At 64.6% G+C, this 11,979-nt stretch carries 15 protein-coding genes; 7 read left to right on the forward strand and 8 right to left on the reverse strand.

Annotated elements, in window-relative coordinates:
* Positions 1–3 precede the first annotated feature (3 nt).
* Positions 4–756, forward strand: a complete 753-nt coding sequence (locus tag AB7535_RS16280; RefSeq protein WP_038955459.1) for an amino acid ABC transporter ATP-binding protein — start codon at positions 4–6, stop codon at positions 754–756.
* A gap of 43 nt (positions 757–799) precedes the next feature.
* On the opposite strand, the gene AB7535_RS16285 is transcribed toward AB7535_RS16280, so the two are convergent.
* Both AB7535_RS16285 and cysK read right to left on the reverse strand, forming a co-directional pair.
* A complete protein-coding gene (locus tag AB7535_RS16285; RefSeq protein WP_028152108.1) occupies positions 800–1,039 on the reverse strand; it encodes a BrnA antitoxin family protein in 240 nt (79 codons plus the stop codon).
* 3 nt (positions 1,040–1,042) lie between these two features.
* Positions 1,043–2,020, reverse strand: coding sequence for a cysteine synthase A (gene cysK / locus AB7535_RS16290; protein ID WP_166096645.1), 978 nt, complete (start codon positions 2,018–2,020; stop codon positions 1,043–1,045).
* A 223-nt stretch (positions 2,021–2,243) separates the two neighbouring features.
* Between cysK and AB7535_RS16295 the strand changes: the two genes are divergently transcribed.
* On the forward strand, positions 2,244–2,462 hold the full coding sequence (locus tag AB7535_RS16295; protein WP_028152106.1) for a hypothetical protein: 219 nt from the start codon (positions 2,244–2,246) through the stop codon (positions 2,460–2,462).
* On the opposite strand, the gene tgt is transcribed toward AB7535_RS16295, so the two are convergent.
* The gene (gene tgt / locus AB7535_RS16300) at positions 2,463–3,611 is read right to left on the reverse strand and encodes a tRNA guanosine(34) transglycosylase Tgt (RefSeq protein ID WP_439036674.1); all 1,149 of its coding nucleotides are present in this window, start codon (positions 3,609–3,611) and stop codon (positions 2,463–2,465) included.
* A 243-nt stretch (positions 3,612–3,854) separates the two neighbouring features.
* Here tgt and AB7535_RS16305 point away from each other — a divergent pair, with 243 nt between their 5' ends.
* The 4 genes from AB7535_RS16305 (at position 3,855) to AB7535_RS16320 (ending at position 8,001) form a co-directional block, all read left to right on the forward strand.
* Positions 3,855–5,009 carry a patatin-like phospholipase family protein gene (locus AB7535_RS16305; protein WP_167767903.1) on the forward strand — a complete coding sequence of 385 codons (1,155 nt, stop codon included), beginning with the start codon at positions 3,855–3,857 and terminating at the stop codon, positions 5,007–5,009.
* A gap of 135 nt (positions 5,010–5,144) precedes the next feature.
* Entirely contained in the window at positions 5,145–5,891 is a 747-nt protein-coding gene (locus tag AB7535_RS16310; protein WP_135213700.1) for a TetR/AcrR family transcriptional regulator, read from the forward strand.
* A gap of 251 nt (positions 5,892–6,142) precedes the next feature.
* A complete protein-coding gene (locus AB7535_RS16315; RefSeq protein ID WP_167767904.1) occupies positions 6,143–6,745 on the forward strand; it encodes a PepSY domain-containing protein in 603 nt (200 codons plus the stop codon).
* Between the two features lie 218 nt (positions 6,746–6,963).
* Positions 6,964–8,001 carry an aspartate-semialdehyde dehydrogenase gene (locus AB7535_RS16320; RefSeq protein ID WP_135213702.1) on the forward strand — a complete coding sequence of 346 codons (1,038 nt, stop codon included), beginning with the start codon at positions 6,964–6,966 and terminating at the stop codon, positions 7,999–8,001.
* Positions 8,002–8,115: 114 nt separating this feature from the next.
* Here the strand turns inward: AB7535_RS16320 and queA are convergent, their stop codons facing one another.
* The 5 genes from queA to coaD form a co-directional block, all read right to left on the reverse strand.
* Positions 8,116–9,189, reverse strand: coding sequence for a tRNA preQ1(34) S-adenosylmethionine ribosyltransferase-isomerase QueA (queA, locus tag AB7535_RS16325; RefSeq protein ID WP_135213703.1), 1,074 nt, complete (start codon positions 9,187–9,189; stop codon positions 8,116–8,118).
* 143 nt (positions 9,190–9,332) lie between these two features.
* Complete coding sequence (locus AB7535_RS16330; RefSeq protein ID WP_129271760.1) at positions 9,333–9,797, reverse strand: peptidylprolyl isomerase; 465 nt, start codon at positions 9,795–9,797, stop codon at positions 9,333–9,335.
* Positions 9,794–10,204, reverse strand: coding sequence for a hypothetical protein (locus AB7535_RS16335; protein WP_135213704.1), 411 nt, complete (start codon positions 10,202–10,204; stop codon positions 9,794–9,796). Before AB7535_RS16335 ends, AB7535_RS16330 begins: the two co-directional genes overlap by 4 nt.
* 9 nt (positions 10,205–10,213) lie before the next feature.
* Complete coding sequence (locus AB7535_RS16340; protein ID WP_135213705.1) at positions 10,214–10,789, reverse strand: peptidylprolyl isomerase; 576 nt, start codon at positions 10,787–10,789, stop codon at positions 10,214–10,216.
* Between the two features lie 37 nt (positions 10,790–10,826).
* A complete protein-coding gene (gene coaD, locus AB7535_RS16345) occupies positions 10,827–11,324 on the reverse strand; it encodes a pantetheine-phosphate adenylyltransferase (RefSeq protein WP_085404698.1) in 498 nt (165 codons plus the stop codon).
* A gap of 249 nt (positions 11,325–11,573) precedes the next feature.
* On the opposite strand from coaD, the gene AB7535_RS16350 reads away from it, so the two are divergent.
* Complete coding sequence (locus AB7535_RS16350) at positions 11,574–11,831, forward strand: hypothetical protein (protein ID WP_135213706.1); 258 nt, start codon at positions 11,574–11,576, stop codon at positions 11,829–11,831.
* The last annotated feature ends 148 nt before the right edge of the window (positions 11,832–11,979 follow it).

The following is an 11,979-nucleotide window of genomic DNA, read 5'->3' on the forward strand; positions in this document are numbered from 1 at the left end:
TGCATGGCCACGAGCTGGACTCCGGATCAGCCCATCGTCCAATGCGTCGACGTCAGAAAGTCGTTCGGAGCTCTCGAGGTCCTGAAAGGCATCAGCCTGTCGGTCAAAAAGAGCGAGGTGATCTGTATCATCGGCCCGTCCGGATCAGGGAAATCCACGCTGATCCGCTGCATCAATGCCCTTCAGCCGATCTCGTCCGGCAGCATTCAGATCGAAGGCATCGAGGTGTCCGATCCCAGGCTCGACAAGCTGGCGCTGCGCCGCAAGGTCGGGATGGTCTTCCAGCAGTACAATCTTTTCCCGCACAAGACCGCGCTCCAGAACGTGATGATGGCGCCGATCCATGTTCTCGGCCAGAAGCGTGCCGAGGTCGAAGCGCGCGCCCGGGCGCTGCTTGCCAAGGTTCGGCTCGCGGGGAAGGAGGATACCTATCCCGGCGAGCTCTCCGGCGGACAGCAGCAGCGCGTGGCCATCGCCCGCTCGCTGGCGATGCGACCGGACATCATGCTGTTCGACGAAGTTACGGCCGCCCTCGATCCGGAAACGGTCAAGGAGGTCCTGGTCACCATCCGGGAGCTTGCCGAGGATGGCATGACATGCCTCCTCGTCACCCATGAGATGAACTTCGCGCGTGAGGTCGCCGATCACGTCTACTTCACCGACCGCGGTGTGATCGTCGAGCACGGGCCGCCGGAAGCCTTGTTTACGGCGGCCAAGGACGAGCGAACGCAGCGGTTTCTGTCGCAGGTCCTCTGAGTTCGCCGGCGCGCCGCCCTTCGGCGCCCCTGGGCAGGAGGCGCTACTTCCCCGCCGCCTTGCGCAGCGCCTCGTTGATGCGGTCCTGCCAGCCGGGACCGCCCTGCTGGAAGAACTCCAGCACGTCCTGGTCGATGCGCAGCGTGACCTGCTCCTTGATTCCCGGCGCCACGTTCGGCTTCGGTGGCGCCACGGCGACCTTGGCGGTCACCTTCTTGAACGCCGCCTCGGCCTCCGACCGCGCATCGCCAAGCGTGCGCGGCCGCCTCGGTTGATCCGTCATGTCCTAGATTCCCTCAAACAGAGCCGTCGAAAGATACCGCTCGGAGAAGGACGGCACTATAGCCAGAATGGTTTTTCCCGCAGCTTCCGGCCGCTTGCCGATCTGGAGCGCAGCTGCGATCGCCGCGCCCGAGGAGATGCCGCCGGGAATGCCCTCATGCCGCGCCAGCGCCCGGGTGGTCTCGATCGCGGTCGTCGAGTTGATCTTCACGATCTCGTCAATCACCGAGCGGTCGAGGATGTCGGGCACGAAGCCGGCGCCGATGCCCTGGATCTTGTGCGGCGTGTGCTGGCCGCCTGAGAGCACCGGGCTTTCCTCCGGCTCGACCGCCACCACCCGCAAGGACGGCTTGCGTGGCTTGAGCACCTGGCCGACGCCGGTGATGGTACCGCCGGTGCCGACGCCGGCGACGAAGATATCGACGTTGCCGCCGGTGTCGTTCCAGATCTCCTCGGCGGTGGTACGGCGGTGCACCTCGGGATTGGCGAGGTTCTTGAACTGCTGCGGCATGACCGAATTCGGTGTCGTCTTCAGGAGCTCCTCGGCGGTCGCGATCGCGCCCTTCATGCCCTGTGCCGCCGGCGTCAGCACCAGCTCTGCGCCGAGAAAGGCGAGCATCTTGCGCCGCTCGATCGACATCGATTCCGGCATCACCAGCTTGAGCCGGTAACCGCGCGAGGCCGCGACAAAGGCGAGCGCGATGCCGGTGTTACCCGAGGTCGGCTCGATCAGCACGGTGTCAGGCTTGACGATGCCGGCCTTCTCCATCGCGATGATCATGGCCGCGCCGATGCGATCCTTCACGCTCGCGGCGGGATTGAAATATTCAAGTTTTGCCAAAATCGTCGCGTTGACGCCGTGCATGCCCGGCAGCCGCTGCAAGCGCACGATCGGCGTGTCGCCAAAGGCCTCGACGATCGAAGAGTAGATCCGGCCGCGGCCGGGCTGGTGCGCTGCACCCGTGTTGGACGATGCGTCCATGATGAACTCCCTGTGACGACAATTTCTGTTTCTGCAGCGTCTCTTGCGCAGTAACGGACAGCTTGGGACGACACGCAAGCGACAATGCGGCACATGTTAAATACGCTGCATCGCAAAATCGCGTGAGCTGTAATTATCAGAAAACCAACGCATTTGTGTTGCGACCTCGTCAACTGATTCGGTCTATGTTAGACTTAGGTCTCAAAGCAGAGAGGTCACCACGATGTCAGCAGTCGCTGAAGTGTTGTCGACCGTCGCACATCACCGCGCCCCGCGTTGCAGCGAGTTGCCGACCTGCGCCGTCTGCGCCGACTCGATGGTCGCCGCCGAAGCATCCGCCTACATCTCCGACCATATGATCAGCTATCTCTGGACCTGCGACAATTGCGGCTACGGCTTCGTGACCAAGCACGCCGTCAAGCAGCGGATCGTCTGCAACTGACTAGCGCGGGGCGATGTCGCCCCTCGCCCAGTCCTGGCGCGTACGCTGGTAGAACTCGTCGAACGTCCCGTGTGCGATCGCGTCCCTGATGCCCTGCATCAGGAACTGGTAGTAGGCGATATTGATCTCGGAGAGCAGCATGGCTCCCAGCGTCTCGCCCGCCTTGACGAGATGATGCAGGTAGGCGCGCGCGTAGTTGCGCGCCGACGGCCAGGAACTCTCTTCGTCGAGCGGACGCGGATCGTCGGCGTGGCGCGCGTTGCGCAAATTGACCTGGCCGAAGCGCGTGAAGGCAACGCCATGACGGCCATTGCGCGTCGGCATCACGCAATCGAACATGTCGATGCCGCGCTTGACCGCTTCGAGGATGTCATCGGGCGTGCCGACGCCCATCAGGTAGCGCGGCCGCTCTCTCGGCAGCATCGGTGCGGTCTCGTCGATCATCGCCAGCATGACCGCCTGTGGCTCGCCGACGGCAAGACCGCCGATCGCATAGCCGTGGAAACCGATTGCAACGAGGCCTTCGGCGCTGGCGTGACGAAGCTGCGGCACGTCGCCGCCCTGCACGATACCGAACAGCATGTAGCCGTCCGGCGCACTCTCGAAGGCGCGCTTGCTTCGCTCGGCCCAGCGCAGCGACAGCCGCATCGCCCGTTCGATGTCGTCCCGCTCGGCCGGCAGCCGCACGCATTCGTCCATCTGCATGGCAATGTCGGAGCCTAGGAAGCGCTGCACCTCGATCGAGCGCTCCGGTGACAGCTCGACCTTGGCGCCGTCGATATGCGAACGGAATGTGACGGCGTTCTCGGTGACCTTGCGCAGGTCCGACAGCGACATCACCTGGAAGCCGCCGGAATCCGTCAGCATCGGCCCGTTCCAGCCGGTGAACCGCTGCAGGCCGCCGAGCGCCGAGATCCGCTCGACGCCGGGACGCAGCATCAGATGATAGGTGTTGCCGAGCACGATGTCGGCGCCGGCCTCGCGCACCTCGCGCCAGTGCATGCCCTTCATGGCGCCGGCGGTTCCGACCGGCATGAAGGCCGGCGTCCGCACCACGCCATGCGGCGTGGTCAGGCGCCCGGTGCGCGCGGCGCCATCGGTGGCGAGCAGCTCGAAGTGATTGGGTAGACCGGTGTCAGGAAGATTCATGGTCGTGCTTATTGCGTGTCGGAAGAGGCTGATCAACCCGCTCGGACCACGCCAGAGCCGGCTTGTGGCTCAGAGCGGGACACATTTGACGCCGACTTGATCGCCCGGCGCGCTTGCCAAACAAAACGATACAGTGTAGTTTTTGCGCGGGGCTGGACGAGATGCCGCGGTGAATTTTGCCGGCGGCAGTATTTGTGTGATCGCCAGCCACCGACAATGCCCTCCGCTTCATGTTCGACCGAAATGTCCGGCCCCTCGCGCGGCTGGATCAGACAGACAGGCGTCCGCCTGACCGGATTCCTGGTTCTGGTATGCAGCTTGGCACTCGGCGCCTGCACCTCCCTGCCCCGCACGCCCTATACGGCCGCTGAGGCCAGCACGTCGCGCGTGCTCGATATCGACGGCTTGCGCCGCTACGCCGACGAGCCCGTCACGAAATTCAGCTTCGAGAAGGACACCAGCACCGCGACGAAGTCCTATCTGGCGCTTTCCGGCGGCGGCGCCGATGGCGCCTATGGCGTCGGCGTGCTGAGCGGCTGGACCGCTGCCAGAACCCGTCCCACCTTCTCGGTCGTCTCGGGCGTGAGCACCGGCGGCCTGATCGCGCCCTTTGCGTTCCTCGGCTCGCAGTATGATGACACGCTGAGGGAGGTCTACACCAGCGGCATCGCGGAGAGCCTCCTGAACGATCCCAGCATCATGCGTGTGCTGTTCGGGTCCGGCCTGTTCGGCAACACGCGGCTGCGCGAGCTCGTCGCCCGCTATGTCGGGCCGGAGATCATGGCGCAGGTCGCGCGTGAAAATGCCAAGGGCCGAAAGCTGCTGGTGGTGACCACCGATCTCGACACCCAGCGGACCGCCATCTGGGACATGGGCAAGATCGCAGCGGTCGGAACACCCGAGGCGCTAAAACTGTTTCGCGACGTGATGGCGGCTTCCGCCAGCATTCCCCTGGTGTTTCCGCCCATCATGATCGACGCCGAAGGCCAGGGCCGCAGATTTCAGGAGATGCATGTCGACGGCGGCGTGACCGCGCCGGTGCTGACGCTGCCGGAAGCCCTGCTCTCCCAGGACCGCCTGCCCGGCAACGCGCGGATGAACATCTACATCCTCGTCAACAAGAAGATCGAACGCAATTTCGAGCTCGTGTCCAACAGCACCATCGACGTCGCCTCGCGCAGCCTGTCGTCGATCACCCAGTCGCAGACGCGCTCGATCATCTTCTCGACCTATGATTTCGCCAAGCGCAACAATCTCGGCTTCCACCTCTCCTACATCGCGCGCGATTACCCCGCGCCGCCTTCGGAAGGGTTCGACACCGCCTATATGCGGGCGCTGTATCAGTACGGATACGAGAAGGCTGCCTCCGGCCAGGCCTGGACTTCGAAGCTGCCGTGATCTCTCGTGACGGAACGAGACCGTGCCGAAACCGTTGACGATACGGCCAATTCGGCCAGATTCGCGATGACGCCCCCGCTCCTGCGCGATATAGAGCGAATGACGACGATTAGAAGCGCGCAGGAATCATTGGGCATGGGATTGACTGCGACCAGGACAAAGCCGGCAACGCCACGGCGCGAGGTGCCGAAATCACGCGGCGGCCGCCCGACGAAAACCGCTGCGATCGAGCGCGATCAGCGGCTGATCGAGGTCGCCACCCGCCTGTTCCTGGATCGCGGCTTCGACGCGACCTCGCTCGACGCGGTCGCGGAAGCCGCTCGGGTCAGCAAACCCACCGTCTATTCCCGTTACGGGGACAAGCGCGGCCTGTTTGCCGCCGTGCTGAGGCGCGAAATCGCGCGCTGGCTTGCGCCGCTATCGGCAGCCGCCGAGACGCAGCTCTCCAGCGCCTCGGACATTTCCGTCGAGCAGCGGCTGGTCGAGATCGGGCGCGAGATGCTGACCTTCACCTGCGGGCCCGATGCCGTCGCATTCAGCCGTATGATGACGTCGCAGGCCATCAACTTCCCCGACATCGCCAAGCTCGGCAAGGAGGAAGGCTGGCTGAAGGCCGTCGCCACCACGGCCCGCTTCTTCGACCGTCTGGTGGCGCAGGGCGCACTCGACGTCGACGACACCACGATCGCGGCAGAGGTGTTCCTCGACGTCGTCGTCGGTCACACCCACCGCCTGGCGACGTTCGGCACGGCGCTGGAATTGAAGGCCGCCGAGAAGCGCATGCGCGCGGCGATCAAGCTGTTCCTGGCCGGCGCGCTGGGACCCGCGGACCGCATCCAGAGCGCCGCAAAGGGCACACAGCGGCGGCGCCCGTCCCGCTGACAATTCCGTGAGGTTGCGACGTTTCCCCCTGGAGGTTACGCCCGCGTCGTTGACCAAAACAAAACGATACGGTATGGTTTAGTTATAAGCGATACGGACCGCTTTTTCACCAGCCCCAAAGGGGTCCGTACCGCCCAAGATCGCCGTGCCGGGTCCAGCCCGCTGCGACGCTCCGCGGCCGGCCGATGCCCAAGGTCGGCCGCGAATTCTTTACGATCATCCGGCACACTCGCTGGCCGAGGGTTTCGAGCATGACGACAGCCAAACGATTGACCTTGCGATTACTTGCGATCGCCTTGCCCGCGCTGCTTCTTGCCGCGCCGGCGCGGGCCATCGTCACCACGGGCACGCCGACCGCGCTTCACGGCGACACAGATGGTGATGCCGAGGCAGACCGCCAAGCGGTCAGCCGCGAAATCGAACGATTCCGCAGCTCGTCGATCTCGATCAGCCAGGCCATGGCGATTGCGGAAGCCCGTCATGCCGGCGCCACGACGGCGGATGTGAGTTTCGACGGAGCCTCCGGCGTGCCGGTTTACCGGGTGAAGACCCTGCACAACGACCGCATCTGGCGCCACACCATCAACGCCGCAACCGGCGAGCTCGTCGGCGGCGAAGCCGCCCTCCCCCTCGCCGAACTCGATCTCGACGACCGCAGCAACCTCGCAGCGCTCGGTGCCATCAAGCACCGCCTTGCGGATGCCGTGCACGTCGCCGAACGTGCGGCCTCGGGCAAGGCGATCAGCGGCGGACTGGTGCGCGAACGCGGCCGGCTGAATTTCGCGATCGTCGTCATCAGCGGCGACAACCTCAAGGAGGTCATCCTGGAGCCGCCGGGCGCCCGGACGAAATAGCGGCGGCCACAATCCCGCCGAAAAGCCATTGACGGGCGCGAAACTCTCCCGCATAAGTCGCCGCCATGTTCACGACCACCAAACGCACGACTAAAACCACCACGGCCTTCGGGGCCCGGGGAGGCGTGCGCGCGTAGGTCGTCGACTTAAACGCAATCCACTCTACCGAAGCTCCGACCTCTGGTCCGGGGCTTTTTTGTTGTCTTCAGCTCAATGCAATGGAGGAGAATGTGAGTAACGATCCCGTCGTCGCGATTGTCGGCGTCACCGGTGCGGTGGGCGCCGAATTCATCGCCACCATGGACAAGCGCGGCTTTCGCGTCGGCAAGCTCAAGGCGCTCGCAAGCGCCCGCTCGGCCGGCAAGACGGTGTCGTTCCGCGGGCAGGACGTCGTCATCGAGGAATTGACCGAGCGCGCTTTCGAGGGCGTCGACATCGCGCTGTTCTCCGCCGGCGGCAGCATCTCCAAGAAGTTCGCGCCTGTAGCGGTCAAGGCCGGCGCCGTCGTGGTCGACAACTCGTCGGCCTTCCGCATGGACCCCAACGTGCCGCTGGTGATCCCCGAGATCAACGCCAACCGCATCCGCGACCACAAGGGCATCATCGCGAACCCGAACTGCGCCGCCATCACCGCGCTGGTGCCGCTCTGGCCGATCCACCAGAAGAACGGCATCAAGCGCGTCATCATCTCGACCTACCAGGCGGCCTCCGGCGCCGGCGCCGCCGCGATGGACGAGCTCGTCGAGTCCACCCGCGCCAATCTCAACGGGCAGGTCTATACGCCCAAGGTCATGCCGCACCCCTACGCCTTCAATCTCTTCAACCACAACACGGCCGTCGATCCTGAAACCGGCTACAACGACGAAGAGACCAAGGTCATCAAGGAAACCCGCAAGATCTTCGAGGACGAGAAGATCGCGATCGGCGTCACCTGCGTCCGCGTGCCGGTGCTGCGCGCCCATTGCGAGGCCATCACCTTCGAATGCGAGAAGCCGATCAGCGAGGACCAGGTCCGTGCCATCATGGCGCAGGCGCCCGGCGTGAAGCTCGTCGACGACCGCGTGAAGAACTACTTCCCGATGCCGATCGACGCTTCGGGCCAAGACGACGTCCTGGTCGGCCGCATCCGCAAGGATCTCAGCGATCCCTCAGGGCATTCGATCTCGATGTTCGTGGCGGCGGACCAGCTGCTCAAGGGCGCCGCGCTGAACGCAGTGCAGATCGCGGAGCTCTTGCCGCAGCGCGTGATGGCGTAACGCAAGGTGCCGTAGGGTGGGCAAAGGCGCGCAAGCGCCGTGCCCACCACTTCTCTCGCGCATTTAAGAAAGATGGTGGGCACGCTTCGCTTTGCCCACCCTACGGCGCCGAAATTAGTCGCGCGCCCGAAACAACAAGCACGCATCCCCGTACGAATAGAACCGGTATCCTTTCGCGATCGCGTGCGCGTAAGCCCGCTGCATCGCCTCGAGCCCGGAGAACGCCGACACCAGCATGAACAGCGTCGACTTCGGCAAATGGAAATTGGTCAGCAGGATATCGACGGCACGGAAGCGATAGCCGGGGGTGATGAAGATCGACGTCTCGGCCGCGAACGGCTGGATGGTGCCGTCCTCGCCGGCCGCGCTTTCGAGCAGCCGTAGTGACGTCGTGCCGACGGCGATGATGCGCCCGCCATTCTGCCGTGCGGTGTTGAGCCGCTCCGCCGTCTCGGCCGAGATCGTCCCCCACTCAGCATGCATCTTGTGGCCTTCGGTGTCGTCCACCTTCACCGGCAGAAACGTTCCGGCACCGACGTGCAGCGTGACGCGGTTGATGCCGACGCCGCGGTCGCGCAGCGCCTGCTCCAGCGCCGGGGTGAAATGCAGGCCCGCGGTAGGCGCGGCGACGGCGCCTTCGTTCGCAGCAAACATGGTCTGGTAGTCCGCGAGATCCTGATCGTCGGGCGTGCGCTTCGAAGCGATATAGGGCGGCAGCGGCGGGCTGCCGAGATCTTCGATCGCCTGATCCAGCGCCGGGCCGTGAAACGAGAATGACAGTGTCACTTCACCATCGGTGCCCTTGGCCTCGACCTCGGCGTCGAGATGGCCGAGCAGGCAAACCTTGCCCTCGTTGCCGAAGCGGATGCGGTCGCCTGCCACGAGCTTTTTTGCCGGCTTGACCAGTGCCTGCCAGCGCGAGCCGTCGAGGCGCTTGATCAGCGTCGCCTCGATCTTGGGCTCGGTCTCGCGGCCGATGCGGCGGCCCTTGAGCTGCGCCGCGATCACCTTGGTGTCGTTGACGACGAGCTGGTCGCCCGCCTTCAGCCATTGCGGCAGCTCGGAAATGAGCTGGTCGCGCAGCGCGCCACCTTCCACGACCAGCATCTTCGCGGAGTCGCGTGGGCTCGCCGGGCGCAACGCGATGCGCTCGGCGGGCAGATCGAAATCGAAGAGATCAGTGCGCATGTCGGGCTCAGCGCCACGCAGTCAGACCCTCATGGTGAGGAGGCGCGTAGCGCCGTCTCGAACCATGAAGGCCGAGCCGCAACAGCGGGGCCTTCATCCTTCGAGGCGCGCGTTCCGCGCTCCTCAGGATGAGGGTTGAGCGGTTACTCCGCGTCCGCGGCCATCCGCGCCTTGACGATCTTGTCGGGGTTCTGGACGGGCTCGCCGCGCTTGATCTTGTCGACGTTCTCCATGCCCTCGGTGACCTTGCCCCACACCGTGTACTGGTTGTCGAGGAAGCGGGCGTCGTCGAAGACGATGAAGAACTGGCTGTCGCCGGAATCGGGGCTGGCGGCGCGGGCCATCGAGGTGACGCCGCGCACGTGCGGTTCCTTGTTGAACTCGGCCTTCAGCTTCTTGCCGGAGCCGCCGGTGCCGGTGCCCTGCGGGCAGCCGGTCTGCGCCATGAAGCCCTCGATCACGCGGTGGAACACGATGCCGTCGTAAAAGCCCTCGCGGACCAGTTCCTTGATGCGCGCGACGTGGCCAGGCGCGAGATCGGGCCGCATCTCGATGGTAACGGGGCCCTGCGTGGTCTCGAGGATCAGGGTGTTTTCGGTGACGCTCATGCTCGTCTCTCTTGCGTTGGGGGTGAAGTCTTCCGGTTACGGAACTGGATCGCGAATGGACGTCCCGCGGCGGCGCCAGCCATTGCATCGGTAAATGGCATCGGCGTGCAGCGTTGCAGCGCCTCCATCACCGCGACCCGGTATTGCAGCCGGTCATTGTCGGAGGCCTCCGCGGATTCATAGGTAATCCTCGGATGGCCCAGAATGTTTCCGGCCCGGTTAAAGCTCACGACGACGGTGATGTCGATAGGGCGAGCCTTGCTGGGCGGCGGCGGCTTCCAGCAGGTCCGCAAGTGCAGGAAGATGTCCTGGATGGTGTTGACCTCTGCGTCTCCGGCGGCCGCGCCGGAAACGCCTGAAAGCAGCAGCGCGGCAGCCAGCAGAAGCCTATTGCCACAGCGCGCCATGGCCCCATCCTATTTGATGTCGGAAGCGACTTGGACCTTCACCATCTTGTCGGGATCGGTGACGGCACCGCCGGCCGAACCGGGCGGTGCCTTCTTCAGCTTGTCGACGACGTCCATGCCCTGCACGACCTCGCCGATCACGGTGTACTGGTTATCCAGGCTGCCGCCGTCCGCGAACATGATGAAGAACTGCGAGTTGGCGCTGTCGACGCTGTCGCCGCGCCGCGCCATCCCGACGATACCGCGGGCGAAATGAACCTTGGAGAATTCCTGCTTCAGGTTCGGATATTTCGAGCCGCCGGTGCCGTTGAATTTCTCGCCATCGCCGGTCTGGGCCATGAAGCCGTCCATCACGCGATGGAAGGGCACGTTGTTGTAATAGCCCTCGCGCGCGAGCTGCTTGATGCGCTCGGCATGCTGGGGCGCAATGTCGTTCCGCAGCTTGATGACGATGCGGCCCTTGGTGGTATCGATGACGATGGCGTTGGCCTTGTCGAGGTTCGCTGGCAGCTGCTGCGCCACCGCCGGGACCGCACTGAAGAGCGCGGCAAAGATCGTGGCAAGAATTGCGAGACGACGGATCATGAGAACTCCGGATCAGGTAGGACGAAGAATTGCGCCGTTATCCGGCGAATTTGGCCTTGAGCAGGTTGGCGACGAGCGGCGGCACGAAGGTCGAGATATCTCCGCCCATGGCCGCGATTTGACGCACCAACGTGCCGGTAATTGGGCGGACGGCCGGAGAGGCCGGCAGGAACACGGTTTGGACGTCGGGCGCCATGGCGCCGTTCATCCCGGCGAGTTGCATCTCGTAGTCGAGGTCGGTGCCATCGCGCAGACCCCGAATCATGACAGTCGCGCCGTGCCTGCGTGCCGCGGTGACCGCAAGATCGTCGTAGGTCACGGCCTCGAGCGTGCAGCCGACCTGGGCCGCAACCGGCCCGCAGACGTCATGGAGCATCTTGAGCCGCTCCTCGGTTGAGAACAGCGGCTTCTTGCCGGGATGGACCCCGATCGCGACCACGAGCCGATCGCACAGGGGGACACTGTTCCGGACCACGTCCAGATGGCCGTTGGTGATGGGGTCAAAGGAACCCGGATAGAAGGCGATACGCGGCATGTCCCCGTCCTACCGCGCCCGGCCCGGCCCGGCAAGCCAGACGGGTTCCCTGCCGGTTTTTCGGCGGCGCCGAGTCGGAATTCCCCGAATTGTTTCGTCCTCGGGACGGCCATGAAACAAAACGAAGTGCGAACGAAACCATTTCGGGCGTCCGCGAAGACGTCCGGAAACTGGCCATGGTTACTAATCCACCCAACGAATGACGGGCCGCACAACTGGGCGTAGCGGCCGCATCACAGGGGACCGTCAATGATCAAGACCATCTCGGCCGTCGCTATTGCTGCGTTTGTTGCCGCCGCTCTCACCGTCCTTCCCGGTTTCGCTCCGTCCGTCGAAGCGAGCGTCCCGCAGCCGCTGGCCAAGAGCGACCGCCTCGATATCCGCACCGTCGGCAAGGACTGCTCGCAGCAGGCCTGGCCGAACTTCGAGGCGTCCTGCCTGCGCCAGGCCGGCACCAAGGCCAACATCCGCGAGGCCCGCCTCGTGACCGCCGACCGGACCCCGTAGTCGAACCTGTCAGCTTCGCGTCATATAAACCCCGAGATAAATCCCATGGATATTTGCGACGTCCCGTCGCAGACTGTCTGATATTCGCGCCCGTCGGAATGGCCCGGCGGGCGCGATCCCATCGGGGGGTCGACCTTGTCCAGTACGC

The organism is Bradyrhizobium sp. 956_D2_N1_4 (assembly GCF_052076025.1).
Taxonomy (GTDB): domain Bacteria; phylum Pseudomonadota; class Alphaproteobacteria; order Rhizobiales; family Xanthobacteraceae; genus Bradyrhizobium; species Bradyrhizobium barranii.

Excerpts from the sequence above, each read along its gene's own strand:
- AB7535_RS16280 (WP_038955459.1), top strand. The coding sequence starts at position 4 with ATGGCCACGAGCTGGACTCCGGATCAGCCCATCGTCCAATGCGTCGAC.
- AB7535_RS16285 (WP_028152108.1), bottom strand. The coding sequence starts at position 1,039 with ATGACGGATCAACCGAGGCGGCCGCGCACGCTTGGCGATGCGCGGTCG.
- cysK (WP_166096645.1), bottom strand. The coding sequence starts at position 2,020 with ATGGACGCATCGTCCAACACGGGTGCAGCGCACCAGCCCGGCCGCGGC.
- AB7535_RS16295 (WP_028152106.1), top strand. The coding sequence starts at position 2,244 with ATGTCAGCAGTCGCTGAAGTGTTGTCGACCGTCGCACATCACCGCGCC.
- tgt (WP_439036674.1), bottom strand. The coding sequence starts at position 3,611 with ATGAATCTTCCTGACACCGGTCTACCCAATCACTTCGAGCTGCTCGCC.
- AB7535_RS16305 (WP_167767903.1), top strand. The coding sequence starts at position 3,855 with ATGTCCGGCCCCTCGCGCGGCTGGATCAGACAGACAGGCGTCCGCCTG.
- AB7535_RS16310 (WP_135213700.1), top strand. The coding sequence starts at position 5,145 with ATGGGATTGACTGCGACCAGGACAAAGCCGGCAACGCCACGGCGCGAG.
- AB7535_RS16315 (WP_167767904.1), top strand. The coding sequence starts at position 6,143 with ATGACGACAGCCAAACGATTGACCTTGCGATTACTTGCGATCGCCTTG.
- AB7535_RS16320 (WP_135213702.1), top strand. The coding sequence starts at position 6,964 with ATGGAGGAGAATGTGAGTAACGATCCCGTCGTCGCGATTGTCGGCGTC.
- queA (WP_135213703.1), bottom strand. The coding sequence starts at position 9,189 with ATGCGCACTGATCTCTTCGATTTCGATCTGCCCGCCGAGCGCATCGCG.
- AB7535_RS16330 (WP_129271760.1), bottom strand. The coding sequence starts at position 9,797 with ATGAGCGTCACCGAAAACACCCTGATCCTCGAGACCACGCAGGGCCCC.
- AB7535_RS16335 (WP_135213704.1), bottom strand. The coding sequence starts at position 10,204 with ATGGCGCGCTGTGGCAATAGGCTTCTGCTGGCTGCCGCGCTGCTGCTT.
- AB7535_RS16340 (WP_135213705.1), bottom strand. The coding sequence starts at position 10,789 with ATGATCCGTCGTCTCGCAATTCTTGCCACGATCTTTGCCGCGCTCTTC.
- coaD (WP_085404698.1), bottom strand. The coding sequence starts at position 11,324 with ATGCCGCGTATCGCCTTCTATCCGGGTTCCTTTGACCCCATCACCAAC.
- AB7535_RS16350 (WP_135213706.1), top strand. The coding sequence starts at position 11,574 with ATGATCAAGACCATCTCGGCCGTCGCTATTGCTGCGTTTGTTGCCGCC.